The sequence below is a fragment of the Streptomyces sp. NPDC053493 genome (assembly GCF_044544825.1).
Taxonomy (GTDB): Bacteria; Actinomycetota; Actinomycetes; order Streptomycetales; family Streptomycetaceae; genus Streptomyces.
Genome location: NZ_JBITXS010000004.1, coordinates 161,990 through 187,972, shown reverse-complemented (window position 1 = coordinate 187,972; position 25,983 = coordinate 161,990). Strand labels below are relative to the sequence as shown.

Annotated in this window: 28 protein-coding genes; 12 read left to right on the top strand and 16 right to left on the bottom strand. The window is 70.1% G+C overall.

All coding sequences use genetic code 11. The features are described from left to right. Positions 1-71 precede the first annotated feature (71 nt). Positions 72-1,154: an inositol-3-phosphate synthase gene (locus ACIGO8_RS14195; protein WP_399729013.1), complete on the bottom strand. Its 1,083-nt coding sequence runs from the start codon at positions 1,152-1,154 to the stop codon at positions 72-74. 47 nt (positions 1,155-1,201) lie between these two features. After that, entirely contained in the window at positions 1,202-1,891 is a 690-nt protein-coding gene (locus tag ACIGO8_RS14190) for a helix-turn-helix transcriptional regulator (protein WP_399729010.1), read from the bottom strand. Between the two features lie 411 nt (positions 1,892-2,302). Between ACIGO8_RS14190 and ACIGO8_RS14185 the strand changes: the two genes are divergently transcribed. Then, a complete protein-coding gene (locus ACIGO8_RS14185) occupies positions 2,303-5,038 on the top strand; it encodes a transglycosylase domain-containing protein (RefSeq protein ID WP_399729007.1) in 2,736 nt (911 codons plus the stop codon). A gap of 119 nt (positions 5,039-5,157) precedes the next feature. Next, a complete protein-coding gene (locus tag ACIGO8_RS14180) occupies positions 5,158-6,636 on the top strand; it encodes a glycosyltransferase family 87 protein (RefSeq protein ID WP_399729004.1) in 1,479 nt (492 codons plus the stop codon). A 120-nt stretch (positions 6,637-6,756) separates the two neighbouring features. Here ACIGO8_RS14180 and ACIGO8_RS14175 read toward each other — a convergent pair whose 3' ends face one another. The 3 genes from ACIGO8_RS14175 to ACIGO8_RS14165 form a co-directional block, all read right to left on the bottom strand. Then, positions 6,757-7,788 (bottom strand): alanine racemase, encoded by a 1,032-nt coding sequence (locus ACIGO8_RS14175; protein WP_399729001.1) that lies wholly within the window; start codon positions 7,786-7,788, stop codon positions 6,757-6,759. Positions 7,789-7,865: 77 nt separating this feature from the next. Continuing rightward, entirely contained in the window at positions 7,866-8,984 is a 1,119-nt protein-coding gene (locus tag ACIGO8_RS14170) for a lipid II:glycine glycyltransferase FemX (protein WP_399728999.1), read from the bottom strand. Between the two features lie 129 nt (positions 8,985-9,113). Further along, complete coding sequence (locus ACIGO8_RS14165) at positions 9,114-9,428, bottom strand: hypothetical protein (RefSeq protein WP_399728996.1); 315 nt, start codon at positions 9,426-9,428, stop codon at positions 9,114-9,116. A gap of 285 nt (positions 9,429-9,713) precedes the next feature. Here ACIGO8_RS14165 and rpsF point away from each other — a divergent pair, with 285 nt between their 5' ends. The 4 genes from rpsF to rplI all read left to right on the top strand — a co-directional run bounded on the left by rpsF (position 9,714) and on the right by rplI (position 11,416). Continuing rightward, positions 9,714-10,004 carry a 30S ribosomal protein S6 gene (gene rpsF / locus ACIGO8_RS14160; RefSeq protein WP_004950685.1) on the top strand — a complete coding sequence of 97 codons (291 nt, stop codon included), beginning with the start codon at positions 9,714-9,716 and terminating at the stop codon, positions 10,002-10,004. 73 nt (positions 10,005-10,077) lie between these two features. Continuing rightward, positions 10,078-10,656, top strand: a complete 579-nt coding sequence (locus tag ACIGO8_RS14155) for a single-stranded DNA-binding protein (RefSeq protein ID WP_399728993.1) — start codon at positions 10,078-10,080, stop codon at positions 10,654-10,656. A gap of 58 nt (positions 10,657-10,714) precedes the next feature. Then, the gene (gene rpsR, locus ACIGO8_RS14150; RefSeq protein ID WP_128983236.1) at positions 10,715-10,951 is read left to right on the top strand and encodes a 30S ribosomal protein S18; all 237 of its coding nucleotides are present in this window, start codon (positions 10,715-10,717) and stop codon (positions 10,949-10,951) included. Between the two features lie 18 nt (positions 10,952-10,969). Further along, positions 10,970-11,416: a 50S ribosomal protein L9 gene (gene rplI / locus ACIGO8_RS14145; protein ID WP_399728990.1), complete on the top strand. Its 447-nt coding sequence runs from the start codon at positions 10,970-10,972 to the stop codon at positions 11,414-11,416. An 85-nt stretch (positions 11,417-11,501) separates the two neighbouring features. Here rplI and ACIGO8_RS14140 read toward each other — a convergent pair whose 3' ends face one another. Beyond that, positions 11,502-12,839 carry an MATE family efflux transporter gene (locus ACIGO8_RS14140; protein WP_399728987.1) on the bottom strand — a complete coding sequence of 446 codons (1,338 nt, stop codon included), beginning with the start codon at positions 12,837-12,839 and terminating at the stop codon, positions 11,502-11,504. A gap of 442 nt (positions 12,840-13,281) precedes the next feature. Here ACIGO8_RS14140 and dnaB point away from each other — a divergent pair, with 442 nt between their 5' ends. Continuing rightward, on the top strand, positions 13,282-14,745 hold the full coding sequence (gene dnaB, locus ACIGO8_RS14135; protein WP_399730044.1) for a replicative DNA helicase: 1,464 nt from the start codon (positions 13,282-13,284) through the stop codon (positions 14,743-14,745). A 33-nt stretch (positions 14,746-14,778) separates the two neighbouring features. Here dnaB and ACIGO8_RS14130 read toward each other — a convergent pair whose 3' ends face one another. Further along, positions 14,779-15,345 carry a dihydrofolate reductase family protein gene (locus tag ACIGO8_RS14130; protein ID WP_399728985.1) on the bottom strand — a complete coding sequence of 189 codons (567 nt, stop codon included), beginning with the start codon at positions 15,343-15,345 and terminating at the stop codon, positions 14,779-14,781. 113 nt (positions 15,346-15,458) lie between these two features. Between ACIGO8_RS14130 and ACIGO8_RS14125 the strand changes: the two genes are divergently transcribed. Continuing rightward, positions 15,459-16,841 carry a serine hydrolase domain-containing protein gene (locus ACIGO8_RS14125; protein WP_399728982.1) on the top strand — a complete coding sequence of 461 codons (1,383 nt, stop codon included), beginning with the start codon at positions 15,459-15,461 and terminating at the stop codon, positions 16,839-16,841. 48 nt (positions 16,842-16,889) lie between these two features. On the opposite strand, the gene ACIGO8_RS14120 is transcribed toward ACIGO8_RS14125, so the two are convergent. The 4 genes from ACIGO8_RS14120 to ACIGO8_RS14105 form a co-directional block, all read right to left on the bottom strand. Beyond that, complete coding sequence (locus ACIGO8_RS14120; RefSeq protein WP_399728979.1) at positions 16,890-17,342, bottom strand: GNAT family N-acetyltransferase; 453 nt, start codon at positions 17,340-17,342, stop codon at positions 16,890-16,892. Positions 17,343-17,378: 36 nt separating this feature from the next. Continuing rightward, positions 17,379-17,837 (bottom strand): MarR family winged helix-turn-helix transcriptional regulator, encoded by a 459-nt coding sequence (locus ACIGO8_RS14115; RefSeq protein WP_399728977.1) that lies wholly within the window; start codon positions 17,835-17,837, stop codon positions 17,379-17,381. Positions 17,838-17,919: 82 nt separating this feature from the next. After that, complete coding sequence (locus ACIGO8_RS14110; protein WP_399728975.1) at positions 17,920-18,783, bottom strand: GNAT family N-acetyltransferase; 864 nt, start codon at positions 18,781-18,783, stop codon at positions 17,920-17,922. A gap of 5 nt (positions 18,784-18,788) precedes the next feature. Then, positions 18,789-19,343, bottom strand: a complete 555-nt coding sequence (locus ACIGO8_RS14105) for a DUF2269 domain-containing protein (protein ID WP_399728972.1) — start codon at positions 19,341-19,343, stop codon at positions 18,789-18,791. A 77-nt stretch (positions 19,344-19,420) separates the two neighbouring features. On the opposite strand from ACIGO8_RS14105, the gene ACIGO8_RS14100 reads away from it, so the two are divergent. Both ACIGO8_RS14100 and ACIGO8_RS14095 read left to right on the top strand, forming a co-directional pair. Beyond that, a complete protein-coding gene (locus tag ACIGO8_RS14100) occupies positions 19,421-20,074 on the top strand; it encodes an HAD family hydrolase (protein WP_399728970.1) in 654 nt (217 codons plus the stop codon). Then, entirely contained in the window at positions 20,019-21,356 is a 1,338-nt protein-coding gene (locus tag ACIGO8_RS14095) for a globin domain-containing protein (protein ID WP_399728968.1), read from the top strand. The genes ACIGO8_RS14100 and ACIGO8_RS14095 overlap by 56 nt, the downstream gene beginning before the upstream one ends. A gap of 19 nt (positions 21,357-21,375) precedes the next feature. Here the strand turns inward: ACIGO8_RS14095 and ACIGO8_RS14090 are convergent, their stop codons facing one another. The 5 genes from ACIGO8_RS14090 to ACIGO8_RS14070 form a co-directional block, all read right to left on the bottom strand. After that, positions 21,376-21,855, bottom strand: a complete 480-nt coding sequence (locus tag ACIGO8_RS14090; protein ID WP_399728965.1) for an NUDIX domain-containing protein — start codon at positions 21,853-21,855, stop codon at positions 21,376-21,378. A gap of 53 nt (positions 21,856-21,908) precedes the next feature. Continuing rightward, positions 21,909-22,805: a LysR family transcriptional regulator gene (locus ACIGO8_RS14085; protein ID WP_399728962.1), complete on the bottom strand. Its 897-nt coding sequence runs from the start codon at positions 22,803-22,805 to the stop codon at positions 21,909-21,911. A gap of 281 nt (positions 22,806-23,086) precedes the next feature. Next, positions 23,087-24,301 carry a cystathionine gamma-lyase gene (locus ACIGO8_RS14080; protein ID WP_399728960.1) on the bottom strand — a complete coding sequence of 405 codons (1,215 nt, stop codon included), beginning with the start codon at positions 24,299-24,301 and terminating at the stop codon, positions 23,087-23,089. Next, positions 24,298-24,813, bottom strand: coding sequence for a low molecular weight protein-tyrosine-phosphatase (locus tag ACIGO8_RS14075; protein ID WP_399728957.1), 516 nt, complete (start codon positions 24,811-24,813; stop codon positions 24,298-24,300). Before ACIGO8_RS14075 ends, ACIGO8_RS14080 begins: the two co-directional genes overlap by 4 nt. A gap of 9 nt (positions 24,814-24,822) precedes the next feature. Then, a complete protein-coding gene (locus tag ACIGO8_RS14070; RefSeq protein ID WP_399728955.1) occupies positions 24,823-25,200 on the bottom strand; it encodes a phage holin family protein in 378 nt (125 codons plus the stop codon). A gap of 51 nt (positions 25,201-25,251) precedes the next feature. Here ACIGO8_RS14070 and ACIGO8_RS14065 point away from each other — a divergent pair, with 51 nt between their 5' ends. Continuing rightward, complete coding sequence (locus ACIGO8_RS14065; RefSeq protein ID WP_399728952.1) at positions 25,252-25,569, top strand: cupin domain-containing protein; 318 nt, start codon at positions 25,252-25,254, stop codon at positions 25,567-25,569. Between the two features lie 195 nt (positions 25,570-25,764). Further along, entirely contained in the window at positions 25,765-25,983 is a 219-nt protein-coding gene (locus tag ACIGO8_RS14060; RefSeq protein WP_399728949.1) for a DUF5326 family protein, read from the top strand.

Sequence of the window (25,983 nt, the reverse complement as noted above, 5' to 3'; positions counted from 1 at the left end):
GATTCACATACGACGAGGGCCCCCGGGCAGTGCCACGGGGACCCTCGTCAGTGAGCGGCTGGACCGTCAGGTCAGCGCTCGACCTCGCCCTTGATGAACTTCTCGACGTTGGCGAAGGCCTCGTCGTCGAAGTACTGGACCGGCGGGGACTTCATGAAGTAGCTCGACGCGGAGAGGATCGGGCCGCCGATGCCGCGGTCCTTGGCGATCTTCGCGGCGCGCAGGGCGTCGATGATGACACCCGCGGAGTTCGGGGAGTCCCACACCTCGAGCTTGTACTCCAGGTTCAGCGGGACGTCGCCGAAGGCGCGGCCCTCGAGGCGCACGTACGCCCACTTGCGGTCGTCGAGCCAGGCCACGTAGTCCGACGGACCGATGTGGACGTTCTTCTCGCCCAGGTCGCGGTCGGGGATCTGCGAGGTGACGGCCTGCGTCTTCGAGATCTTCTTGGACTCGAGGCGGTCACGCTCGAGCATGTTCTTGAAGTCCATGTTGCCGCCGACGTTGAGCTGCATGGTGCGCTCGAGACGGACACCGCGGTCCTCGAACAGCTTCGCCATCACGCGGTGCGTGATGGTGGCGCCGACCTGGGACTTGATGTCGTCGCCGACGATCGGGACACCGGCCTCGGTGAACTTGTCCGCCCACTCCTTGGTGCCGGCGATGAAGACCGGGAGGGCGTTGACGAAGGCGACCTTGGCGTCGATGGCGCACTGGGCGTAGAACTTCGCCGCGTCCTCGGAACCCACGGGCAGGTAGCAGACGAGCACGTCGACCTGCTTGTCCTTGAGCACCTGGACGACGTCCACGGGAGCCTCGGAGGACTCCTCGATCGTCATGCGGTAGTACTTGCCGAGACCGTCGAGGGTGTGGCCGCGCTGGACCGTGACGCCCTTGTTCGGGACGTCGCAGATCTTGATGGTGTTGTTCTCGCTGGCGCCGATGGCGTCGGAGAGGTCGAGGCCGACCTTCTTCGCGTCCACGTCGAACGCGGCCACGAACTCCACGTCGCCGACGTGGTAGTCGCCGAACTGGACGTGCATCAGGCCGGGCACCTTGGACGCCGGGTCGGCGTCCTTGTAGTACTCGACGCCCTGCACCAGCGAGGCGGCGCAGTTGCCCACGCCGACGATGGCTACGCGAACCGAACCCATTTCCGGTTGCTCCCTGTGTGTCGTGGAAGCCCTGCGAACGCAGGGTTTCACTTGGCGGTGTCGTCGGACGGATCCGGCCGGGTACTGCCCCCGTGCCGGGGCAGGCCGCCCGTTTCTCCAGATTCCTTGTTCCGCTGAGCGGCGCCCTCGGGGGCGTCGGGGCCGGATCGCTGATCCCGTCCCGCCCGCTCGCTCTCGATGAGCTCGTTCAGCCAGCGCACTTCGCGCTCCACGGACTCCATTCCGTGGCGCTGCAGCTCAAGCGTGTAGTCGTCGAGGCGCTCGCGCGTGCGGGCCAGAGAGGCGCGCATCTTCTCCAGGCGCTCCTCCAGCCGGCTGCGACGGCCCTCCAGCACCCGCATCCGCACCTCGCGCTCGGTCTGACCGAAGAACGCGAAGCGGGCGGCGAAGTGCTCGTCCTCCCAGGCGTCCGGGCCGGCGTGGGTGAGGAGCTCCTCGAAGTGCTCCTTACCTTCGGCCGTCAACCGGTAGACGATCTTGGCGCGGCGTCCTGCGAGTGAAGCCGCCACGGCCTCCTCGGGCGCGCTGCCCGGCTCCTCGATCAACCAGCCGTTGGCGACCAGCGTCTTCAGGCAGGGATAGAGGGTGCCGTAGCTGAAGGCCCGGAAGATGCCCAGCGAGGTGTTGAGCCGCTTGCGCAGCTCGTACCCGTGCATCGGTGCTTCGCGGAGCAGGCCGAGAACGGCGAACTCGAGGATTCCTGAGCGCCTGCTCATGTGTCGCCTCCCTCCGCTCCGCGGGACTCGTCTGCCGGACCTCGTCGTGCACATCCATATGCCGAGCCGATGTGCCGCACTGATGTATCGACTCGATACATCCCGACGATAGAACGGCCCCACGGATGCGACAAGCGGGACTCGGGTGACCGGCGTCACATCGTCAATTCACAGGGCTCGAGTTGTCTGATTTGGGGTGAACTTCGGCCCTAGGCGGGTTTTGGCCGTGCGTAGTCTGTGCGGCATGCAGACCACCGGGAACCGAGCGAAGCCGCAGGGCGTCAGTGAACCGGGTGACCGGCTGCGGCACGGTGGGGTCTTGTCCGAGGTCCCGGCCGTGTGCATTTCGGGGGGACCGGAACTCAACTGCCGCTTCCAGGCGTACGCGCCTGCCCGAGGAGTAGTCGTTCGATGAGCGAGCATCGTCGCAAATTGCCGCAGCAGCAGCCGCCGACGGGCGGTCGTGCTGCGGCCCGGCGCGCCGCCCAGCAGCCCATGGGCCGCCGGTCGGTCCACGGCCGTGATGCCGGTACGGGGTCCCCTGAGGCGTCGTACGGGCCGCCGTCCTCCTACGGGGAGGAGCAGCGTCCCTACGGTGGCCGGGCCGAGGCGCGGCGCGCGGCCCAGCGAGGCGGGCGCAGGCGCGCGCCCGAGGCCGGCGGGGGTCCGGGCGGTCCCGGCGGACGGCGCGGCGGAGGCGGCGGACGGGGCGGCGGTCCCGGGCGGGGCCGGGGCAACGGCCGTCCGCCCGGCAAGAAGCGGATCATCGACTACCCGCGGTACGGCAAGTACGGCTGGCGCCGCTGGGTGCCCTCGTGGAAGCTCGTCACCGGCCTGTTCCTGACGTTCGCCGGCGGCCTCATGGGCGCGGCGACGATCGCGTACGCCATGGTGGGCATGCCCGACGTGGCGCTGAGCGCCAAGCAGCAGAACAACGTCTTCTACTGGGCCGACGGCACCCAGATGGCCGCGACCGGCGGTGACGTCAACCGGCAGATCATCGGCATCGAGCAGATCCCGATCGCCATGCAGGAGGCCGTGGTCTCGGCCGAGAACAAGACCTTCTGGACCGACTCCGGCATCGACCCCATGGGCATCGGCCGCGCGGTGTGGAACATGGCCAAGGGCGGCCAGACCCAGGGTGGCTCGACCATCACCCAGCAGTACGTGAAGAACAACCGGCTCGACGACCAGTCCCAGACGCTGACCCGCAAGGTGAAGGAACTCTTCATCTCCATGCGCGTCGGCAACGAGATGGACAAGCGCGACATCATGGCCGGCTACCTCAACACCTCGTACTACGGCCGGGGCGCCTACGGCATCCAGGCCGCGGCCCGCGCGTACTTCGGCAAGGACGCCAAGAACCTCAACCCGAGCGAGTGCGCGCTGCTCGCCTCCGTGCTGAAGGGCGCGACCTACTACGACCCGGCCGGCTATCCCGAGATCGACCCGGAGGCCACCCCCGAGAAGAACACCGCCCGCGCGCAGCTGCGCTGGAAGTGGATCCTCGACGAGATGGTCAACGACGGGAAGCTCAAGCCGGCCGAGCGGGCCAAGTACACGGAGTTCCCCACCACGAAGAAGCGCTCCCAGGGCGCCCAGCTGGGCGGCCAGATCGGCTACCTGGTGCGGACCGCCGAGGCGAACTTCCTGAACAACAACGACCGCGGCATCACGGCGCAGCAGCTGGCCAAGGGCGGTTTCGAGATCCACACGACCTTCAAGAAGGACAAGGTCAAGGCGCTCGAGACGGCCGTCTCGAAGGTCCGCAAGGAGTACATCGACCCGAAGAAGCGGCCGGACACGGACACCGACGTCCAGTTCGGCGGTGCCTCGGTGGACGCCGCGAGCGGTGCGATCGTCGCCATCTACGGCGGCGAGGACGCCACCAAGCACTTCACCAACAACGCCGACCAGACCGGTGCGCAGGTCGGCTCGACCTTCAAGCCCTTCGTGCTGGCCGCGGCCATGCGCGACGGCGTGCGGGACCCGAAGGGCCCCGAGGTCCAGGACGCCTCCACGCGCACGATCGTCGACCCGGACAAGAGCCGGTACAACGGTCAGAACAAGCTGGTGGTGAAGAGGTGGGACCGCTCGATCTGGCGTGACGAGAACGGCAACGAGTGGCTGCAGACCAACGACGACAACGCGAGCTACAAGAACATCAGCCTGCGTGAGGCCATGGAGCACTCGGCGAACTCGCCGTACGTGCAGCTGGGCATGGACGTCGGCATCGACAAGGTCCGCAAGGCCGCGATGGACGCCGGTCTGCTGGAGTCCTCGCTGGTGAAGTCGAACGTGCCGTCGTTCTCGCTCGGTATCTCCTCCCCGAGTGCCATCCGCATGGCCGGCTCGTACGCGACCTTCGCGAACCAGGGCGAGCAGAACGACCCGTTCTCCGTCACCAAGGTGATGCAGCGCGGCGAGGTCATCTACGAGCACAAGGCGGCGCCCAAGCGGGCGTTCTCCACGGCCGTGGCCAGCAACGTCACGGACGTGCTGAAGAGCGTCGTCAAGAACGGCACGGGTAAGAAGGCCGCGCTCGACGACCGCGAGGCAGCCGGCAAGACGGGTACGACCGACGGCAACAACTCGGCCTGGTTCGTGGGCTACACCCCGCAGCTGTCGACCGCGATCGACATGTACCGCTTCTCGGACGACGACACGAAGAAGAACCGCAAGTTCGAGTCCATGTACGGCACGGGCAACCAGCCCAAGATCCACGGTAATTCGTTCCCGTCGCGGATCTGGCACGACTACATGACCGAGGCGCTCAAGAACACCGAGCCGAAGAGCTTCCCCGAGCCCGAGGAGCTGGACGACGCCGAGGCGGTCTTCGGCGGCGGCGCGGTCAGCCCGACGCCGACGCCGACGGCGACCACGGCCCCGCCGACGCCCACCATGACCCCGTCCACCGAGGCGCCCACGCAGAAGCCGACCAAGACGGCGGACCCGGGCAAGACCTGCAGCGTGTGGGACTGGCCGTGCAACCAGAACAACGGCGGCACCAGCTCCGGCACGGACAACGGCGGGACCAATACCGGGCCCACCTCCACGCCGACGACTCCGACCACGACGCCGTCCACCGACAGCGGCGGTGGCGGTGGAAAACCCAACGGAGGCACCACCTGGGGCCTCGGCGGCTGACCCGCCGCCCGGCTCCTGAATCCTGAGAAGGGCCGTCGTGCCCGGTCCGTACCACCCGTACGGCACCGGACACGGCGGCCCTCCCCGTTTTCCCGGGCCCGTACGGCAGGATGTCCCCCATGCCCAGCCTCCAGAAGACGAGCCCTCCGCAGGACCCGGTCGTCTGCCCCACCCGCACCGACGAGGTGGCCGCCGCGGGCAGCGAGCTGATCGGCGGGCCGGTCGGACGACGGGCGCTGCTCGGCGCCGGGCAGCTCACGCCGGTGCGGGTCGTCGTCCTCGTCGCCCTCGGGATGTTCGCCCTCGGCATGGTGCAGAAGCTGCCCTGCTACAACTGGGCCTGGTTCCGGGGCTCGACCTCCCAGTACACGCACGCCTGCTACTCCGACATCCCGCACCTGTTCTCCGGGCGCGGCTTCGCGGAGGGCCTGGTCCCGTACTTCGACCGGCTGGGCGGCGACATACCGTTCCTGGAGTACCCGGTCCTGACCGGCCTCTTCATGGAGGTCGCCGCCTGGCTGACGCCCGGCGGCACGGACGCGTCGCAGCGCGAGCAGACGTACTGGCTGGTCAACGCCGGCATGCTCATGGTGTGCGCGGCTGTCCTCGCGGTCTGTGTGGCCCGTACGCACCGCAGGCGTCCCTGGGACGGCCTGCTCGTCGCCCTCGCGCCCGCGCTGGCGCTCACGGCCACGATCAACTGGGACCTGCTGGCCGTCGCCATAACGGCCGCCGCGCTGCTGATGTGGTCCCGGGGCCGGCCGCTCGGTTTCGGCGTCCTGATCGGGCTCGCGACCGCCGCCAAGTTCTACCCGATACTGCTGCTCGTCCCCGTCTTCCTGCTGTGCTGGCGGGCCGGGAAGTGGCGTGCCTTCGGTACGGCGCTGCTGGGCGCGGCCGGGGCCTGGCTGGTGGTGAACCTGCCGGTGATGCTGGCGGCGTTCGAGGGCTGGAAGCAGTTCTACGTCTTCAGTTCGAGGCGGAGCATCGACTTCGGCTCCTTCTGGCTGCTCATCAGCCAGATCACGGGCGAGTCGATCCGGCCGGAGACCGCCAACTACTGGGCACTGTTCCTGATGATGCTGGTGGTCGCCGGGATCGCGTACCTGGTGTTCAACGCGCCCCGCAGGCCCCGGCTGGCCCAGCTGGCGTTCCTGATCGTGGCCGCTTTCGTCCTCACCAACAAGGTCTACTCGCCGCAGTACGTGCTGTGGCTGATCCCGCTGGCCGCGCTCGCCCGGCCGCGCTGGCGGGACTTCCTGGTCTGGCAGGCGTGCGAGGTCATGTACTTCCTCGCCATCTGGATGTACCTCGCCTACACCAGCAGCGGCAACAAGCAGGGGCTGCCGACGGACGGCTACCAGTTCGCGATCGTCCTGCACCTGCTCGGGACGCTGTTCCTGTGCGCCGTGGTGGTGCGCGACATCCTGGTGCCCGACCGGGACCCGGTGCGCCGGGACGGCTCGGACGATCCCTCGGGAGGCGTCCTGGACGGCGCCGAGGACGTCGTCGTCCTGGGCAGGGCGGCGCACCCGGCACGGCACGCGGCGCCGGTGGTGGAGGGCCCGCGGGTGGACTGGGGTGTCCCGCGGGAGTGAGCCGCGCGAGGTGACCCTGTGAACGGCGAGCGGCCCCCGGGATGTCCCCGGGGGCCGCTCGCCGCGTGGTGGCCGTGCCGGCGCCGCGCCGGGCGGCGGCGGCACGGCAGCCGCGCCGGATCAGCGCTCGACGATCCGGTCGTACTGGGTCGTGGTGTGGCGCAGGTGGGCGACCAGCTCGTCGCCGACCCGCGGCTCCTGGGCGTCGGCCGGCACGAACAGGATCGACACCTGCATGTGCGGCGGCTCGGCGAACCAGCGCTGCTTGCCGGCCCAGACGAACGGAGAAAGGTTCCGGTTGACGGTGGCGAGGCCGGCGCGGGCGACGCCCTTGGCGCGCGGCATCACCCCGTGCATCGCCTTGGGCGCCTCCAGGCCCACGCCGTGCGAGGTGCCGCCCGCGACCACCACCAGCCAGCCGTCGGAGGCGGCCTTCTGCTGGCGGTAGCCGAAGCGGTCGCCCTTGGCGACGCGGGTGACGTCGAGGACCGCGCCGCGGTACTCGGTGGAGTCGTGGTCTCCCAGCCACAGCCGGGTGCCGATCCGGGCGCGGAAGCGGGTCTGCGGGAACTGCTGCTGGAGGCGGGCCTGCTCGTCGGCGCGCAGGTGGCTGACGAACATCGTGTGCAGCGGCAGCCGGGCGTTGCGCAGCCGGTCCATCCAGGCGATGACCTCCTCGACGGCGTCCGTGCCGTCGGTGCGGTCGAGCGGCAGGTGCAGGGCGAAGCCCTCGAGCCGTACGTCCTCGATCGCGGCCTGCAGCCGGCCGAGGTCCTCCTCGTGGACGCCGTGGCGCTTCATGGAGCTCATGCACTCGATGACGACGCGGGCACCCACCAGGGCGTGCACGCCGTCCACGGAGGACACCGAGCGGATCACCCGGTCGGGCAGCGGCACCGGCTCCTCGCCCCGCCTGAACGGGGTGAGGACGAGCAGGTCGCCGCCGAACCAGTCCTTGATCCGGGCGGCTTCGTACGTGGTGCCCACCGCGAGCATGTCGGCGCCGAACCGGGCGGCCTCCTCCGAGAGGCGCTCGTGGCCGAAGCCGTAGCCGTTGCCCTTGCAGACCGGGACCAGGCCGGGGAACTGCTCGATCACGGTCTTCTGGTGCGCCCGCCAGCGCGCGGTGTCGACATAGAGGGAGAGCGCCATGGGCCGGCCCGGAACCTTTCTGGTGGCTGCGGTGTATCAAAGGTGTGTACGAGACTACGCAAGCCTCGCGTTGGACGTCAGCGACGCGACATGTAGATGTCCAGGGCCTTGTGCAGGAGCTTGTTGAGCGGGAAGTCCCACTCGCCGAGGTACTCCGCCGCCTCGCCGCCCGTGCCGACCTTGAACTGGATGAGACCGAAGAGGTGATCGGTCTCGTCCAGCGAGTCCGAGATGCCCCGCAGGTCGTAGACGGTGGCGCCCATCGCGTAGGCGTCGCGCAGCATCCGCCACTGCATCGCGTTCGAGGGCCGGACCTCGCGCCCGATGTTGTCGGAGGCGCCGTAGGAGTACCAGACGTGGCCGCCGACGACGAGCATGGTGGCGGCGGACAGGTTCACGCCGTTGTGGCGGGCGAAGTAGAGCCGCATGCGGTTGGGGTCCTCGTTGTTGAGGACGGTCCACATGCGCTGGAAGTACGAGAGCGGGCGGGGCCGGAAGCGGTCGCGGACGGCCGTGATCTCGTAGAGGCGCTGCCACTCGGCGAGGTCCTCGTAGCCGCCCTGGACGACCTCGACGCCGGCCTTCTCGGCCTTCTTGATGTTGCGGCGCCACAGCTGGTTGAAGCCCTTGAGGACGTCGTCGAGCGAGCGGTTGGCCAGCGGGACCTGGAAGACGTAGCGGGGCTGGACGTCGCCGAAGCCGGCGCCGCCGTCCTCGCCCTGCTGCCAGCCCATCTTCCGCAGCCGGTCGGCGACCTCGAAGGCGCGCGGCTCGATGTGGGTGGCCTCGACGTCGCGCAGGCGCTTGACGTCCGGGTCCTGGATGCCCGACTTGATGGCGGCGGCGTCCCAGCGGCGGATGACGACCGGCGGGCCCATCTTCACGGAGAAGGCGCCCTGCTGCTTCAGGTGCGCGAGCATCGGCTGCAGCCAGTCGTCCAGGTTCGGGGCGTACCAGTTGATGACCGGGCCCTCGGGCAGATAGGCCAGGTAGCGCTTGATCTTGGGGAGCTGGCGGTAGAGCACCAGGCCGGCGCCGACGAGCTCGCCGGACTTGTCGAACCAGCCGAGGTTCTCCGAGCGCCACTCGGTCTTCACATCCGCCCACGCCGGGACCTGGCAGTGGCTCGCCGCGGGCTGGCTCTGGATGAATGCCAGATGCTGCTCACGGCTGATGGTCCTCAGGGTCAGGCTCATGCGGGGCGCTCCTCGGCAGGTGTGTCCCCATCGGTTCAGGGGCTCCGGCTCTCGCGCCGAAGCCTACTGCGACCTGGGAGCACCCCGAATGGGCGTGACGGTCCTGTCGGCCCGCGTGGCGGGGCCGGTCTAGTTGATCACGCCGTTGAAGAGCCCGCCGTGGGCCATGCCGAGGTAGAAGCCCACACCGGCGAGGCCGAGGCCGATGATCAGCAGGAAGCGCTCGCGGGTCGTGGCGGAGATGAACTGGCCGTATCCGCCGACGAGGATGCCGATGAGCCCCGTCCAGGAGCTGAGCAGATACAGGCTGTGGAACTGGGCGGTGATGAAGGAGACCGCACCGAGCACCAGGGTCACGACCATCAGGGTGTCCTGGAGCGGGTGGGGCTTGCCGTCCGTGGCGAAGAGGGAGTGGCCGGGTTCGGGTCGCATTGCCTGTGCCATGGGGCACCTCCTGGCGTGCCGTCCGGAGGGCGGCGCCTTGTGACACCGCCCACATCCGTTCCGTACAGATTGCGTCCCCCCACCACGGGATTTCAACCGCAGGGCGATGTGCGGGTACTCTGTACGGTCTGCACCGGTGTCTGCCCAGGTCCGTCCCGGACCCGACGGCGGCCCCCTCGCTCGTCGGGGGGACTGTCAGTGGCGGCCGATACCGTTGCTCACGCATCACGACCCTCCTGCCACGGAACGACCGTGGCCGCTGAGTCCAAAGGAGGTGGGTTCCACATGCGTCACTACGAGGTGATGGTCATCCTCGACCCCGATCTCGAGGAGCGCGCTGTCTCCCCGCTGATCGAGAACTTCCTCTCCGTCGTCCGTGAGGGCAACGGAAAGGTCGAGAAGGTCGACACCTGGGGCCGTCGTCGTCTCGCCTACGAGATCAAGAAGAAGCCCGAGGGCATCTACTCGGTCATCGACCTGCAGGCCGAGCCTGCGGTCGTCAAGGAGCTCGACCGCCAGATGAACCTGAACGAGTCGGTCCTCCGGACCAAGGTCCTCCGCCCCGAGACCCACTGAGCCTTCCGCTCAAAGGTTCTCGGGTCCGAGTAGCAGTAAGCAGCCAGAAGCAATCCCGCCGAGAGGTTCACCCATGGCAGGCGAGACCGTCATCACGGTCGTCGGCAATCTTGTCGAAGACCCCGAGCTGCGCTTCACCCCGTCCGGTGCGGCGGTCGCGAAGTTCCGCATCGCGTCCACTCCCCGCACCTTCGACCGGCAGACCAACGAGTGGAAGGACGGCGAGAGCCTGTTCCTGACCTGCTCGGTCTGGCGTCAGGCGGCGGAGAACGTCGCCGAGTCGCTCCAGAAGGGCATGCGCGTCGTCGTGCAGGGCCGTCTGAAGCAGCGGTCCTACGAGGACCGTGAGGGAGTCAAGCGCACGGTCTACGAGCTGGACGTCGAGGAAGTCGGCCCCAGCCTGCGGAACGCCACGGCCAAGGTCACCCGCACCACCGGTCGCGGTGGCCAGGGCGGCTACGGCGGCGGCCAGCAGGGTGGCGGCGGCGGTGGCGGCTGGGGTGGCAACTCCGGCGGCGGCCAGCAGGGCGGCGGAGCTCCCTCCGACGACCCCTGGGCCTCCAGCGCCCCGTCCGGCGGCCAGCAGGGTGGCGGCGGTGGCGGCTGGGGTGGCAACTCCGGCGGCGGCTACTCGGACGAGCCTCCCTTCTAGGGCTCAGGCCCCGGAAGCAGCTCGCACCCAAACTTCTTGATCACACAGGAGAAACACCATGGCGAAGCCGCCTGTGCGCAAGCCTAAGAAGAAGGTCTGCGCGTTCTGCAAGGACAAGGTCGCGTACGTCGACTACAAGGACACGAACATGCTGCGGAAGTTCATTTCCGACCGCGGCAAGATCCGTGCCCGTCGCGTGACCGGCAACTGCACGCAGCACCAGCGTGACGTCGCCACGGCCGTCAAGAACAGCCGTGAGATGGCGCTGCTGCCCTACACGTCCACCGCGCGATAAGGGAAGGGTGACCGAAAAATGAAGATCATCCTCACCCACGAGGTCTCCGGCCTCGGTGCCGCCGGCGATGTCGTCGACGTCAAGGACGGCTACGCTCGCAACTACCTGGTCCCGCGCGGTTTCGCGATCCGCTGGACCAAGGGTGGCGAGAAGGACGTGGCGCAGATCCGCCGCGCCCGCAAGATCCACGAGATCGCGACCATCGAGCAGGCCAACGAGATCAAGGCTCAGCTCGAGGGCACGAAGGTGCGTCTGGCCGTTCGCTCCGGCGACGCCGGCCGTCTCTTCGGCTCCGTGACCCCGGCCGACATCGCCGCGGCGATCAAGACCGCGGGTGGCCCGGACGTCGACAAGCGTCGCGTCGAGCTTGGTTCGCCGATCAAGACCCTGGGCTCGCACCAGGTGTCCGTGCGCCTGCACGCCGATGTCGCCGCGCAGGTCGGCGTCGAGGTCGTCGCCGGCTGACGCTGCCCCTGGGCAGTGCGCACACAGCAGTACGGAAGGACCGCACCCCTCGGGGTGCGGTCCTTCCGCCGTTTCACGTGAAACATCAGCGCGTGGCGCCGGTGACGATCCACCGGCCGGAGCGCGCCCGGAGCCAGAGCGTCGCCAGGCGCACGGTCATCATCAGGGTCATCGCTCCCCAGAGGGCGGTCAGGCCGCCTCCGAGCGCCGGGACCAGCAGGGCGGCGGGAGCGAAGACCACCAGGGTCAGCAGCATTGCCCAGGCGAGATAGGGCCCGTCGCCCGCGCCCATGAGGACCCCGTCGAGGACGAAGACCACCCCGGAGACGGGCTGGGAGAGGGCGACGACGACGAGTACGGGCAGCAGGGCGTCGCGGACCGCGGAGTCGTCGGTGAAGAGCGGGATGAACAGCGGCCGGGTGAGGACCAGCAGCAGTCCGAGGACCACACCGGAGACGACACCCCACTGGACCATGCGCCGGCAGACCTGGCGGGCGCCGTCCGCGTCGTCGGCGCCGAGATAGCGCCCGATGATGGCCTGCCCGGCGATGGCGATCGCATCGAGGGCGAAGGCCATCAGGTTCCACAGGGACAGGACGATCTGGTGGGCGGCGACCTCCACGTCGCCGAGGCGGGCGGCCACGGCCGTGGCGATCATCAGGACGGCCCGCAGCGAGAGCGTACGGATCAGCAGCGGGGCGCCTGCCTGGGCACTGGCCCGGATGCCTGCGGCGTCGGGGCGGAGGGACGCTCCATGGCGCCGGGCACCTCGGACGACCACGAAGAGATAGGCGGCGGCCATGCCGTACTGGGCGATGACGGTGCCCCACGCGGAGCCGGCGATGCCGAGCCCGGCTCCGTAGACGAGGCCGACGTTGAGGGCGCCGTTGACCGCGAAGCCGGCGATGGCGACGTAGAGCGGTGTACGGGTGTCCTGGAGGCCGCGCAGCACGCCGGTGGCCGCGAGGACCATGAGCATGGCGGGGATGCCGAGGCTGGAGATCCGCAGATAGGTGACGGCGTAGTCGGCGGCGGTGTCCGAGGCGCCGAAGACGTCGACGAGCCAGGGCGCGCCGGGCAGGGTGAGGGCAACCACGGCGGCGCCGAGCAGAAGGGCGAGCCAGATGCCGTCGACGCCCTGGCGGATGGCGGACCGGAGGTCGCCGGCGCCGACGCGGCGGGCGACGGCCGCGGTGGTGGCGTAGGCGAGAAAGACGAAGACGCTGACGGCGGTCGACAGCAGTGTCGAGGCGATCGCGAGTCCGGCGAGCTGCGGGGTGCCGAGGTGGCCGACAATGGCGCTGTCGGCCATGAGGAAGAGGGGCTCGGCGACGAGTGCGCCGAAGGCCGGGACGGCGAGCGAGAGGATCTCGCGGTCATGTTGCCGGCGGGCAGCCTTGGAGGGCGCGGGAGCCTGGTGCATGGGCTCAATCTAATCTTCCACAGGTAAGAGATGCAATGCTGCAATGACCCTTACTTAAGGTGGGTCGGGCCCTTCGGGTGTGCGCCGTTTGTTCTGATCTTGATCCAGGCGGCGAAGTTTTTCTCCCCCACAGCCAGTGGACGGAAAAGTCGCAGGTCAGAGGTGCTTTCCGCAGGTAGCTATGAGTTTGTCCACATCACTGTCCCCCGGTCCGTGCACAGGTTCCGGGGAGTTCTCCACAGCATCTGGGCCTTCACCCACAGGCCCTGTGGATAACCAGATTGGCTGAAGGTGCCCGCGGGCCTACCGTGGTCCGGCGCCCGACGCGTCAGAAGCGGAGTCAAAGCCTCTTGTTTGTCCGAGCCGTGGCGTAAGAAAAGAGTGGCACGGTGAGTCCGCGATGCGGACGGGAGGAGGTGGCCGGGTGAGCATTCCCGAGCCCATGGACGATCCTTGGGCCGACAGCGGACCCGGCGACCGGCTGCCCACCCGTACCCGTGCCGAGACACGTGGCCGCGGGCGCGGCCGTGAGGACCAGCACGAGCGCGGCAGCGACGGCGGCTGGGACGCCGGCCTCTCCGGCTTCGAGCGCGTTCCTCCGCAGGACCTGGACGCCGAGCAGTCCGTCTTGGGCGGCATGCTGCTGTCCAAGGACGCCATCGCCGACGTCGTCGAGATCATCAAGGGCCACGACTTCTACAAGCCGGCCCACGAGACGGTCTACTCCGCGATCCTCGACCTGTATGCCAAGGGCGAGCCCGCCGACCCCATCACGGTCGGTGCCGAGCTCACCAAGCGCGGCGAGATCACCCGGGTCGGCGGCGCCTCCTATCTGCACACGCTCGTCCAGTCCGTGCCGACCGCGGCCAACGCCTCGTACTACGCGGAGATCGTCCACGAGCGGGCCGTGCTGAGACGCCTGGTCGAGGCGGGCACCAAGATCACGCAGATGGGATACGCGGCCGACGGAGACGTCGACGAGATCGTCAACCGGGCGCAGGCCGAGATCTACCAGGTCACCGAGCAGCGCACGACCGAGGACTACATGCCGCTCGGCGACATCATGGAGGGCGCGCTCGACGAGATCGAGGCGATCGGCTCCCGCAGTGGCGAGATGACCGGTGTGCCCACCGGATTCACCGACCTCGACGCGCTCACCAACGGGCTCCACCCCGGCCAGATGATCATCATCGCCGCCCGTCCCGCCATGGGTAAGTCCACGCTCGCGCTGGACTTCGCCCGGGCCGCCTCCATCAAGAACAACCTGCCCAGCGTCATCTTCTCGCTCGAAATGGGCCGCAACGAGATCGCGATGCGTCTGCTCTCGGCCGAGGCCCGGGTGGCGCTGCACCACATGCGGTCCGGCACCATGACCGACGAGGACTGGACCCGGCTCGCGCGCCGGATGCCCGATGTCTCGCAGGCCCCGCTCTTCATCGACGACTCGCCGAACCTGTCGATGATGGAGATCCGCGCCAAGTGCCGTCGACTCAAGCAGCGGGCCGGCCTCAAGCTCGTGATCATCGACTACCTCCAGCTGATGCAGTCCGGCGGCTCCAAGCGCGCCGAGAGCCGTCAGCAGGAGGTCTCCGACATGTCGCGAAACCTGAAGCTCCTGGCCAAGGAGCTGGAGCTGCCGGTGATCGCGCTGTCCCAGCTGAACCGTGGCCCTGAGCAGCGCACCGACAAGAAGCCGATGGTCTCCGACCTCCGTGAGTCCGGCTCGATCGAGCAGGACGCGGACATGGTCATCCTGTTGCACCGCGAGGACGCCTACGAGAAGGAGTCGCCCCGCGCGGGCGAGGCCGACATCATCGTCGGCAAGCACCGTAACGGTCCGACGGCGACCATCACCGTGGCCTTCCAGGGCCACTACTCGCGCTTCGTGGACATGGCGCAGACCTGATCCACGCCGTGGCCGACGCCTGCGTGCTGCTGCTCAGCGCCTGGTCTCGTAGCGGGTCAGGACCACGCCGCCGGGCAACGTCCGCGTCTCCACCAGGTTCAGGTTCACCCAGCCGTCCAGCGCGGTGAAAAAGGGAGTGCCGCCGCCCACCAGCACCGGATGGGTGGCGATCACGTACTCGTCGATCAGCCCGGCGCGCAGGGCCGCCCCGGCGAGCGTCGCGCCGCCGATGTTCATCGGTCCGCCGTCCTCGGCCTTGAGCCGGGTGATCTCCGCGATCGCGTCGCCGGTGACCAGGCGGGTGTTCCAGTCGACCGCGTCGATCGTCGAGGAGAACACCACCTTCGGCGTGTCCCGCCAGTTCCGCGCGAACGCGATCTCCGCGGCGGTGGCGCCGGGCTGCTGGTCGCCGGTCGGCCAGTAGGAGCTCATCGTCTCCCACAGCTTGCGCCCGTACAGCGACAGGTCGCACGCCTGCTCGTGGTCGAGCCACCACTGGAACAGCTCCTCGCTCGGCGGTCCACCCCAGCTGATGTCGTCGCCGGCCGCGGCGATGTAGCCGTCCAGGGTCACGTTCATGCCGTAGATGAGTTTCCGCATGAGCCAGCCTTCCGTCCGTGGGTGTCCGGTATATACCGCGCGGCGCGGGACATCTCCTCAGCGCACCGCGAAACAGGAGCGACGGTGCGGCCGGGCGGAGCGAGGATGACCGCATGACCTCATCCTTCGAAGCCCTGCTGCCCAGCACCGAACGCGCCCTCACCCACCGCATCGCCGTCGCCCAGAGCGAGGGCCGCTCGCCCTCGTTCGCGGCCGGCCTCGTGCGGGAGGGGACCATGGCCTGGTTCGGGTCGCGCACCTGTGTCGACGGACACGCGCCCGACGCCGGGACGCAGTTTCGGATCGGCTCGATCACCAAGGTGTTCACCGCCGTTCTGGTGCTGCGGTTGCGGGACGAGGGGCTCCTCGGGCTGGACGATCCGCTGGAGAAGCACCTGAAGGGCACCGGCGTGGGCGAGGTGACGATCGCTCAACTCCTCGGGCACACCTCGGGACTGGCGGCCGAGACGCCCTCGCCGTGGTGGGAGCGGACGCCGGGGACGACCCGCCCCGAGCTTGCCGACGTGCTGGGGGAGCGGCCGGCGGTCCATCCGTCCGGGCGGCTCTTCCACTACTCCAACCCCGGCTACACCCTGCTCGGTTCGCTGGTCGAGGCCTTGCGGGGCGTCTCCTGGGAGGAGGCCCTGCGGACGGAGATCCTTGAGCCGCTGAGGCTCGGCCGGACGACGGTCTCTCCGGTCGCGCCGTACGCCGGCGGCTGGGCGGTGCATCCCTGGGCCGATGTGATGATGCCCGAGCCGTCGGAGGATCTCGGGATCATGGCGCCGGCCGGGCAGCTGTGGTCGACGGTCGAAGACCTCTGCCGGTTCGCCGCGTTCCTGGCCGAGGGCGACGACCGCGTGCTGTGCCGGGCGTCGGTCGAGGAGATGCGGGTGCCCTCGGCGCCTCCGGCGGCCGGTGACGGCGAGTGGGGCTACGGACTGGGGCTCCAGGTGTGGCGCAGTGGCGGTCGGACCCTGATCGGGCACACCGGCTCGCTTCCGGGCTTCGTCGCCGGCCTGTGGGTGAGCGTCGAGGACGGTCTGGCCGCGGTGGCGCTCGCGAACGCCACCTCCGGGCCCCTGACGTCCGCCGTGGCAGCCGATCTCGTGCGGATCGTGGCCGAGGCCGAGCCGCGTATCCCGGCGCCCTGGCGGCCCCTTCCCGAGGCGGAAGTGGACAAGGAACTGCTCGCGCTCACCGGCCCCTGGTACTGGGGCACCTACGCGTACGGTCTGCGGATCGGTGCCGGCCGCTCGGTGACCCTGGAGCCGCTGCGCGGTGTCGGGCGGCGGGCGACCTTCCGGGCCCTTCCCGAGGGCGGCTGGATCGGCCTCGACGGCTACTACCAGGGAGAGACGCTGCGGGTGGTGCGCCGCCCGGACGGCTCGGTGAGCCACCTCGACCTGGGTTCCTTCGTCTTCACCCGGGAGCCGTACGAGCAGGGCGACGCGGTGCCCGGCGGCGTGGACGAGGCGGGCTGGCGCGGGCTCTGACCGGTCGCGGTGACGCGCGCTGTTTCACGTGAAACAGCGCGCGTCTGGTCACAGGCTCAGCTTGAAGCCGACATGCGAGGGCTCGAAGCCGAGCCGTTCGTAGAACCGGTGGGCGTCGGTGCGGGTCACATCGGAGGTCAGCTGCACCAGGCGGCAGCCCTGAGCCCGGGACTGCTCGACGGCCCACTCGATGAGCCGGCTGCCGAGCCCGCTGCCGCGTTCCTCGGCGTGGATGCGCACGCCTTCGATGACCGAGCGCGTGGTGCCCCGGCGGGAGAGTCCGGGAATGACCGTGAGCTGGAGGGTGCCGACCACCTTCCCCGCCCGGACGGCGACGACCACGTGCTGGTTCGGGTCCTGGGCGAGACGCTCGAAAGCGGCGGTGTACGGAGTGAGGTCGTCGGGCGACTCGCGCTGCGCGCCCAGTGGGTCGTCGGCGAGCATCGCCACGATCGCGGGAAGGTCGCCCGGTGCGGCGGGCCGGATCTCAAGATCGCTCATGGAGGCAGGCTACGCGTCCGCCCGGGCGGATCGGCCTCAGACCGGGACGCCGAGCCCTTCGACGACGCGTACCAGCGGGGCCAGCTCCGGGTTCGTGGCGGCCTCGTCCAGGGCCTCGCGCAGGGCGGCGTCGTTGGTGGGGCGGGCCTCGGCAAGGAGCTTCAGACCGGCCTCGGTGACATCGGTGTAGATGCCGCGGCGGTCGGTGGCGCACAGATACCGGGTGAGCAGCCCGCGGTCCTCGAGCCGGGTGACGAGCCGGGTGGTGGCGCTCTGGCTGAGCACGACGGCGTCGGCGACCTGCTTCATCTGGAGGTGCCCGCCGGGCCCGTCGTGCTGCCGGCTGAGGACGTCGAGGAGCGAGAACTCGCGGACGCTGAGACCGTGGCGGGACTCCAGGGCTCGCTCGATGTGCGACTCGATCCTGCCGTGCAGCAGAGAGAGGGCGCACCAGCCCGGGGAGAGGGCCGTCAGGGCGGGATCCGTCGCGGTCATGGTCTCTCCTCGCTTCCTCGGCTCCTTCTCAGAGTAGTCGATGAAGCGCAAAAAGCCGCGTGTGCAATTAATTCTCTTCGGCTCATCCCGCGGCGACGGTCAGCGGCGCGAAGCGGCGGGTCCAGTCACCGGGCAGGTCGGGCAGCGAGCGGATCATGACGGCCGGAGTGGCGATCTGCTCCAGGCCGTTCGCCTTCAGCCAGGTGACCAGCGAGGAGTGGCGGGCGTCGACGTCGGTGCGCAGCGGTCGGTCGGTGGCGACGGCCAGGGAGGCCACCAGGGCTTGCGCGGTGGCGGCGTCGGCGGCGATCAGCGGGCCGACCACATGGGTGTCCATGTTGGGCCAGAGGGCGGCGAACCCGGAGATCTGGCCGTCCTGCTCCGCCACCCGCAGATGGTCGGCGAAGGCCGGCAGCCGGGCGATGAGGTGGGTCCGGTCGGCCCCGAAGATCTCGTGGTCGAGGCGCAGGACGTCCTGGAGGTCGTCCGCCGTGGCGGGCCGGACCGTGCGCGCGGGCGCCGGCTCCGTGAAGGTGAAGCGGCCCATGAGCATCTCCGACCGGCCGATGTCGGCGAATCCCAGCTCCTCGTAGAGCGGCTGCCCGTTGCTCGTGGCGTAGAGACTGAGCGGGAGATCTCCGGTCTCGGCGAGGACGTGCCGCATCAGCCGTCGTCCCACGCCCTGGCGGGCGTAGCGCTCGGCCACCAGGACCATGCCGATCGCGGCGAAGCCGGGCTCGTACGAGGTGAGGACGCAGGCCGTGAGCAGGCCGTCGCCGGACGGGTCGTCGATGCCGTATCCCGTTCCGGCGCTGAGCAGCAGACCCCACTTGTGCTCTTCCCGGGGCCATCCGCGGTTCTCCGAGAGATCGGCGCACGCCCCGAGGTCGTCGTGGGTGAGGCGTCGGATGGGCAGCTGGTCGAGCGCGGTCTGCGGAAGGGCCATGGAGGTCAGGCTGACCGAACGGACACCGACGCGTCCACCGCTTTACGGGAAGTCGCCAGACCCCGCTTTCCCCGCGGCCCGGCGGATTCCCGCAGGTGGCGGCCCCGCCTGGTCAGGCCCCACGGCTTGAGCACCGAGAGCGCGGTCATGAACAGATAGGCGGTCGTGGAGACCACGGGAGCGGCCACGAGGCTGCTGTCGGGCACCCCGGCCGCCGCCGCGTGGGCGATCTCGGGCCGGAGGGCGAAGATCGTGGCCGTGGCGGTGGCCAGGGTGATCCAGAACTTGATCCAGACCCATCGGTGCCGGGCGAGGCCCCATGGCGTACCGAGCGAGAGCACCAGGCCGCTGCCGAAGGTCACCAGGGCGACCGGAGCCAGGAGCCAGTCCGCGAACACCTTCATGGCCCGATAGGCCGCCTGTGTGAGCGAGAGGTCCTGGGTCGTGTAGGCGGTGATGCCGAGCGTCAGCAGGCCCAGGCTGAGGCCCAGCCAGGCCACCGAGACCGCCACATGGACGACGAGGAGCGCCCGCCGTACGGGCCGCTGGAGATGTTTCACGTGAAACACCGTGCCGTAGGCCCGGTGGGCTTCGCGTCTGCCCGTGGGAGTAACCGGCCGTACTAGCCTCGGCGTATATGACGACCCTTCCCGGCCGGCGCAGGCTGCACCTCTTCGATCTCGACGGCACGCTGATCCGCGGCTCGGCCGCCGCGGTCGAGATCTCCCGGCAGCTCGGAGTGAGCCGGGAGATCGAGGAACTGGAGCAGGAGTTCCTGCTGCGCGGGCTCACTCCGGACGAGTTCGCGGTGCGGGCGCACGCGCTGTGGGGCGCGCTCACTCCGGATCAGGTGACGGCGGCCTTCGAGGGCGCACCCTGGCTCGCCGGGATCAGGGACGTGTGGGCCGAGATCCGAGAGGACGGCGGCCACTGCGCGGTGATCTCCCTGTCGCCGGACTTCTTCGTGGAGCGGCTCCTGGAGTGGGGAGCGGACGCTGCCCACGGATCCCGCTGGCCCGCCGTTCCCTTCACCGAGCCGATCCACCGGCCGGGCATCCTCAACGCTTCGGCCAAGGTCCGGATCGCCGGCGAGCTCTGCGCGCGCTTCGGGGTCGAGCCGGCCGACTGCGTGGCGTACGGCGACTCGATGTCCGACGCCGAGCTCTTCGCGATCGTGCCCGAGACCGTCGCCGTGAACGCCGACCACCACCTCGTGGACCTGGCACGCCACCGCTATGTCGGCACCGATCTCCGGGAGGCGTACGCATTGGTCCGAAAGAGCGCAGCCTAGTCCTCGCGGCGGGGCGAATGGCCGGGAATCCCACTTTCTGCCCGAAGTCCCCAGAGGACTGCCATCCTGCGACCACGGAGGCCGACTTCGGGGAGGCAAGCACATGACGGATGCTCCGGCCGCGGACACGGACGCGCCGCCCCTCATAGCCACGGCGGCCGAGCCGGCCGAGCCGTCGCCCGACGCGGGGCTGATCCGCCGCACGCTGGCCGAGATCGGCCCGATGGCCGACCGGGTGACCTCGTACTTCTACGCCCTGCTCTTCCTCGGCCATCCCGAGCTGCGGGCGATGTTCCCGGCCGCCATGGACACCCAGCGCGACCGGCTCCTCAAGGCCCTGCTCACGGCGGCCGAGCACCTGGACGACACGAAGGTCCTCACCGAATACCTGCGGAACCTCGGGCGCGGGCACCGCAAGTACGGCACCCAAGCGGCCCACTATCCGGCCGTCGGCGAGGCGCTGATCGGGGCCCTCGAGCGGTACGCCACGACGACCTGGAACGCGGAGACCGAGGCGGCCTGGGTCCGCACGTACACCACGATCTCGCAGATCATGATCGACGCGGCCGCGGAGGACGAGCAGAGCGCGCCGGCCTGGTGGCAGGCCGAGGTGGTCAGCCACGACCTGCGGACCTCCGACATCGCCGTGATCACGCTCCGGCCCGACCAGCCGTACCCGTTCCTCGCCGGGCAGTACACGACGCTGGAGACGCCGTGGTGGCCGCGGATATGGCGCCATTACTCCTTCGCCGCCGCGCCCCGGCCGGACGGGCTGCTGTCCCTGCACGTCAAGGCGGTCCCGGCGGGCTGGGTGTCCAACGCCCTGGTCCATCGCGCGCGGCCCGGCGACGTGCTGCGGCTCGGCCCACCGGCCGGCTCGATGACCGTCGACCACACCACCGACAACGGGTTGCTCTGCCTCGGCGGCGGGACCGGCATCGCGCCGATCAAGGCCCTGGTCGAGGACGTCGCCGAGCACGGCGACCGGCGGCCGGTCGAGGTCTTCTACGGCGCCCGCAGCGGCCACGACCTCTACGACATCGACACGATGATGCGGCTCCAGAAGACCTTTCCCTGGCTCGCCGTCCGGCCGGTCACCGAGGACGAGGGACGGCTCCCGGACGCCGTGCGTCGCTACGGGCCGTGGGCCGAGTACGACGCCTATCTCTCGGGACCGCTCGGCATGATCCGCAGCGGCGTCGACGCCCTGCGCGGCGTCGGCATCCCCACCGACCGGATCCGCCACGACTATCTCGCGGAGCTCGTTCCCCAGGCCTCCTAAGGAGGTGCCAAGGCAGCCGTCAGCCCAGGTCGGGAGCGTGCATCGCGCGGACGCCCTCGATGTTGCCGTCGAGATAGTGGCGCAGCGAGAGCGGCACGAGATGGACGGCGGCGATCCCGACGCGGCTGAAGGGCACGCGCACGATCTCGTACTCGCCCAGCGGCTCTTCGATCTCGGGGCCGTGGCGCTGAGCGGTGTCCATGGACTCCAGACGGCAGACGAAGAAGTGCTGCACCTTCACGCCCGAGACACCGCCGTCCACGATGTGCTCGACGGTGTCGACGAAGCAGGGCACCACGTCGGTGATCTTGGCGCCCAGCTCCTCGTGCACCTCGCGGTGCAGGGCCTCGACGACGGTCGAGTCGGTGGGCTCGACACCGCCGCCGGGCGTCACCCAGTAGGGATCCATTCCCGGCTTCGTGCGCTTGATGAGGATCAGGTCGTCCCCGTCGAGCAGGATGGCGCGTGCGGTGCGCTTGACCACTGGTCGTTCGGTCATGGGAAGAAAATGGCCCGCCCCCGCTGTCCTGAAACGCCCCGGTGTCCTGAAACTCACCAGTCCCCCGCGGCACGCAGCAGCCATTCGTGGGCCCGGGCGATGTGCGCGAGCGCCAGGGTGCCGGTGCGGACGACGAGGAAATAGGTGCGCAGCGGCGGCACCGGCGGATCGAGCAGCGCCACCAGCCGGCCCCGCCGCAGCGCCTCCTCGCACAGATAGCGGGGCAGTACGGCGAGCCCGGCGCCCGAGGCGGCGGACTCCAGAACGGCCCGCAGGTCCGGGACGATCACGGTCGCGGCCGCGGCCGGCTTGGTCTCGAAGACGGCCGACCAGTAGCGGCCGACGAACGGCAGCGACTCGTGCACCTCGACCACGGGCAGCTGCTCCAGGACGATCGCGCCCTCGCGCCGCAGCAGCCCGGGAGAGAGCCGGGCGGCCCAGCGGGGCGCCGCGACCAGGACGTGCTCCTCGTCGCAGAGCGGGGTCGCGGAGAAGAGCCCGCCGCGCGGCCGGGCGGTGGCGACGGCCAGGTCGTGGTGGCCGGCGGCGAGACCCTCGAGGGTCTCCTCGGCGTTGCCGACGAGGGAGACGCGGACCGCAAGGCCCTGGGCGATCAGCGGGGTGAGGGCGGGCAGCACCCGGGCCGAGGTGAACTCGGGCGGCCCGGCGACATGGAGGGTGCGCACCCCGCTGCGCTCGTCCAGGCCCGCTCCGGCGATCTCGACCAGGGCGTCGAGGTGCGGCGCGGCGCGCTGGGCGAGTTCGTCGCCGATGGTCGTCGGGGTGACGCCGCGGGCCCGTCTGAGGAAGAGCGGCCGGCCGAGCTGGCGTTCCAGGGTGCGGATCTGGCTGGTGACCGCGGGCTGGGACAGACCGAGGAGCGCGGCGGCGCGGGTGAAGGAGCCGGCCCGGTGCACCGTGACGAACGTGCGCAGCAGGGTCAGATCCATGTCCGCCCCCTCCCGGCCGGTGCGGCCGTCGACTCAGGCGGAGCCGGCGGTGCCGGAGCCCGCGCCTCAGGACCGTCCAACTATAAATAAGTCGATAGGTCGCTGTCGCTAGCGTGATTGGACACTGACGCTCAGTCAACTAGCCTGGTTCAGGCGGTCGTCCGTCGCGCGGGCCGCGGCGGACGGGGAGCGTTCCGAGCCACGAGGGGGGAGGTTCGGAACGCCCCTTCCGCTCGCCCGGGCATGCTTCCGGGGCATGCCCTGGCGTGCTCGCCGGGACGCTACCCGGCGGCCGCGCCGGCCTTGTCGAGGGCCTGCAGGACGTCCGCGATCAGGTCCTCCGGGTCCTCCGCGCCCACCGAGAAGCGGACGAAGCCCTCGGGCACCGCGTCCCCGCCCCAGCGCCCGCGCCGCTCGGCCGTGGACCGCACCCCGCCGAAGCTGGTCGCGTCGTCGACCAGCCGGAGCGCGTCCAGGAAGCGGTCGGCCCGCGCCCGGTCGGGCAGGACGAAGGAGACGACCGAGCCGAAGCGCCGCATCTGGCGGGCGGCCACCTCGTGCGAGGGATCGCCGGGCAGTCCTGGATAGCGCAGCCCGGTCACCGTCGGGTGCTTGGCGAGCGCCTCGGCGAGCGCCAGCGCCGTGGCGCACTGCCGGTCGATCCGCAACTGCAGCGTGGCCAGGGAGCGGTGGGCGAGCCAGGCCTCCATCGGGCCCGGGATCGCGCCGACGATCTTGCGCCAGCGCCGTACCTCGGCGGCCCGCCGCGGATCGCGGCAGCTGACGTGCCCGAGCAGGATGTCGCCGTGCCCGGTCATGCCCTTGGTGTCGCTCGCCACGGAGAAGTCGGCGCCCAGCTGGAGCGGACGCTGGCCGAGCGGGGTGGCCAGGGTGTTGTCGACGGCGACCAGGGCGCCGGCCTCGTGGGCGGCGGCGACCATACGGCGCAGGTCGCACACGTCGAGGCCGGGATTGGACGGCGTTTCCAGCCACAGCAGCTTCGCCCCGGCCAGGACGGAGAGCTGGGCGTCCCCGGCGGTCGGCGCGGTGCGGACCTCGATCCCGTACGCCCGCAGCTGCTCGTGCAGCAGCGGCAGCGCCTGATAGCCGTCGTCGGGCAGCACGACGGCGTCGCCGCTCCTCAGCTGGGAGAGCAGGACGGCGGAGACGGCGGCCATCCCGGAGGCGAAGACCAGCGTCTCGACGCCGCTCTGCCCGGGCGCCTCCAGCTCGCCGATGGCGCGTTCCAGATGGGTCCAGGTCGGGTTCTCGTCGCGGCCGTAGGTGTACGGGCCGGTCGGGTCGCCGGGCAGGTGGAAGTGGGCCGCGAAGACCGGCCCGGGGAGGGTGGGCTCGTACTTCACCGGCTCGGGGAGCCCGGCCCGTACCGCCCGGGTGCCGTCGCCGAGCTGCCCGCCGGACGCGTCGCCGGGTCCGGCGGGCGCGTCGCCGGGCCGGCCGGACCGGCCCGTGTCGTGGGTGTCGTCGTCGCTCATGCCGACCGCTCCTCCATCCGCTCGGCCGGCTCGTCGTCGAGCGCGGCCCGGACGGCGGCGAGGAGTCCCTCGCTCGCCGCCTCCACCATCTCCAGGCAGTCCTCGAAGCCTTCGCGGCCGCCGTAGTAGGGATCGGGCACGTCGAGGCCGGCGCCCGCCCGCGGGTCGTAGGAGCGCAGCAGCCGTATCTTGGCGGCCTGCGCGGGTGTGGGCGCGAGCCGCCGCAGCTCCCGGACGTGGCCCTCGTCGAGCGCGATCACCAGGTCGAGCGTGGGGAACCAGGAGGCGCGGAACTGCCGGGCGGTGTGCTCCGACGTGTAGCCGTGGTCGTCGAGGACGGCGACCGTGCGCGGGTCGGCGCCGTCGCCCTCGTGCCAGCCGCCGGTGCCGGCACTGTCCACCTCCACCGCGCCGGCCAGTCCGGCCTCGGCCACGCGGGCGCGGAAGACGTGCTCGGCCATCGGCGAGCGGCAGATGTTGCCCGTGCAGACGAAACAGACGCGGTACGTCATGGCCGGCCCTCAGTCGCCGTCGGGAAGGGCGACGTTCAGGGCCCACGAGACGACGGAGATGATCAGGCCGCCGAGCACGGCGGTCCAGAAGCCCTCCACGTGGAAGCTGAGGTCGAGCTGCTCGGCCAGCCAGGACGTCAGGAGCAGCATCAGCGCGTTGACGACCAGGGTGATCAGACCGAGGGTCAGGATGAAGAGCGGGAACGTCAGGAGCTTCACGACCGGCTTCACCAGGAAGTTCACCAGTCCGAAAACCAGGGCGACCAGGATCAGGGTCCAGGCCTTCTTGCCGGTGCTGTCACCGGTCAGGGTGATGTCCTGGACCAGCCAGATGGCCACACCCAGGGCGCCCGCGTTCGCGAGCGTCTTGACGACGAAATTCTTCATGTGTCAGATCGTGGCAGACATGATCTGGCCAACGGCAGGGGCGGACGAGCAATGAAGGCATTCCGACTGGACGAGCTGGAAGCGGAGCGGGCGGCGAACGACGGTGCCTATCTCCAGTTCCTGCGGGAGCGCAACATGTCGGTCGGCCTGTACGCGCTGGACGCGGGGCAGCTCGACCCGCAGCAACCGCACGGTCAGGACGAGGTCTACTTCGTGGTGAGCGGCCGGGCCGCGATCACGGTGGGGACGGAGACGACCCAGGTGGCGCGGGGCAGCGTGGTCTATGTGCCGGCGGGTGTGCCGCACAAGTTCCACCACGTCACCGAGGACCTGCGGGTGATGGTGGTGTTCTCGCCGCCTGAGGCCTGAGGCTCGAGGCTTGAGACGAGAGGTCTGCCGCCTGATCCCTGACTCGCGCCCCCGAGGCGGGGCCAGGCCCCTTAGGGGTCGGATCAGGGAAGAGCGGGGGCCGTGAGGCCCCCGTTCGCTTGGTGCCCGCCCCTAGCATCGGAGGTGTCCGGCGCACGACGCGGCGGCGAATCCATCGGAGATGAGGTACGCGCAATGGCGGTGAAGGAGATTCTCGCGGGGATGCCGTGGTGGGTGAAGTGGATCGCCATACCCGTCATCGCTCTGGTCGTCTTCGGCGGTCTGATCACGAGCGTGCTGAGCTTCGTGGTCGGCCTGCTCTTCAAGCTGCTGATCTTCGTGGCGCTGGTCGGCGGTCTGATCTTCGTCGTCCGGAAGTTCACGTCCTCGTCGAGCTCGCGCGGGGACTGGTGA

Coding starts and splice junctions, on each gene's coding strand:
- ACIGO8_RS14195 (WP_399729013.1), bottom strand. CDS start 1,154: ATGGGTTCGGTTCGCGTAGCCATCGTCGGCGTGGGCAACTGCGCCGCC.
- ACIGO8_RS14190 (WP_399729010.1), bottom strand. CDS start 1,891: ATGAGCAGGCGCTCAGGAATCCTCGAGTTCGCCGTTCTCGGCCTGCTC.
- ACIGO8_RS14185 (WP_399729007.1), top strand. CDS start 2,303: ATGAGCGAGCATCGTCGCAAATTGCCGCAGCAGCAGCCGCCGACGGGC.
- ACIGO8_RS14180 (WP_399729004.1), top strand. CDS start 5,158: ATGCCCAGCCTCCAGAAGACGAGCCCTCCGCAGGACCCGGTCGTCTGC.
- ACIGO8_RS14175 (WP_399729001.1), bottom strand. CDS start 7,788: ATGGCGCTCTCCCTCTATGTCGACACCGCGCGCTGGCGGGCGCACCAG.
- ACIGO8_RS14170 (WP_399728999.1), bottom strand. CDS start 8,984: ATGAGCCTGACCCTGAGGACCATCAGCCGTGAGCAGCATCTGGCATTC.
- ACIGO8_RS14165 (WP_399728996.1), bottom strand. CDS start 9,428: ATGGCACAGGCAATGCGACCCGAACCCGGCCACTCCCTCTTCGCCACG.
- rpsF (WP_004950685.1), top strand. CDS start 9,714: ATGCGTCACTACGAGGTGATGGTCATCCTCGACCCCGATCTCGAGGAG.
- ACIGO8_RS14155 (WP_399728993.1), top strand. CDS start 10,078: ATGGCAGGCGAGACCGTCATCACGGTCGTCGGCAATCTTGTCGAAGAC.
- rpsR (WP_128983236.1), top strand. CDS start 10,715: ATGGCGAAGCCGCCTGTGCGCAAGCCTAAGAAGAAGGTCTGCGCGTTC.
- rplI (WP_399728990.1), top strand. CDS start 10,970: ATGAAGATCATCCTCACCCACGAGGTCTCCGGCCTCGGTGCCGCCGGC.
- ACIGO8_RS14140 (WP_399728987.1), bottom strand. CDS start 12,839: ATGCACCAGGCTCCCGCGCCCTCCAAGGCTGCCCGCCGGCAACATGAC.
- dnaB (WP_399730044.1), top strand. CDS start 13,282: ATGGACGATCCTTGGGCCGACAGCGGACCCGGCGACCGGCTGCCCACC.
- ACIGO8_RS14130 (WP_399728985.1), bottom strand. CDS start 15,345: ATGCGGAAACTCATCTACGGCATGAACGTGACCCTGGACGGCTACATC.
- ACIGO8_RS14125 (WP_399728982.1), top strand. CDS start 15,459: ATGACCTCATCCTTCGAAGCCCTGCTGCCCAGCACCGAACGCGCCCTC.
- ACIGO8_RS14120 (WP_399728979.1), bottom strand. CDS start 17,342: ATGAGCGATCTTGAGATCCGGCCCGCCGCACCGGGCGACCTTCCCGCG.
- ACIGO8_RS14115 (WP_399728977.1), bottom strand. CDS start 17,837: ATGACCGCGACGGATCCCGCCCTGACGGCCCTCTCCCCGGGCTGGTGC.
- ACIGO8_RS14110 (WP_399728975.1), bottom strand. CDS start 18,783: ATGGCCCTTCCGCAGACCGCGCTCGACCAGCTGCCCATCCGACGCCTC.
- ACIGO8_RS14100 (WP_399728970.1), top strand. CDS start 19,421: ATGACGACCCTTCCCGGCCGGCGCAGGCTGCACCTCTTCGATCTCGAC.
- ACIGO8_RS14095 (WP_399728968.1), top strand. CDS start 20,019: ATGTCGGCACCGATCTCCGGGAGGCGTACGCATTGGTCCGAAAGAGCG.
- ACIGO8_RS14090 (WP_399728965.1), bottom strand. CDS start 21,855: ATGACCGAACGACCAGTGGTCAAGCGCACCGCACGCGCCATCCTGCTC.
- ACIGO8_RS14085 (WP_399728962.1), bottom strand. CDS start 22,805: ATGGATCTGACCCTGCTGCGCACGTTCGTCACGGTGCACCGGGCCGGC.
- ACIGO8_RS14080 (WP_399728960.1), bottom strand. CDS start 24,301: ATGAGCGACGACGACACCCACGACACGGGCCGGTCCGGCCGGCCCGGC.
- ACIGO8_RS14075 (WP_399728957.1), bottom strand. CDS start 24,813: ATGACGTACCGCGTCTGTTTCGTCTGCACGGGCAACATCTGCCGCTCG.
- ACIGO8_RS14070 (WP_399728955.1), bottom strand. CDS start 25,200: ATGAAGAATTTCGTCGTCAAGACGCTCGCGAACGCGGGCGCCCTGGGT.
- ACIGO8_RS14065 (WP_399728952.1), top strand. CDS start 25,252: ATGAAGGCATTCCGACTGGACGAGCTGGAAGCGGAGCGGGCGGCGAAC.
- ACIGO8_RS14060 (WP_399728949.1), top strand. CDS start 25,765: ATGGCGGTGAAGGAGATTCTCGCGGGGATGCCGTGGTGGGTGAAGTGG.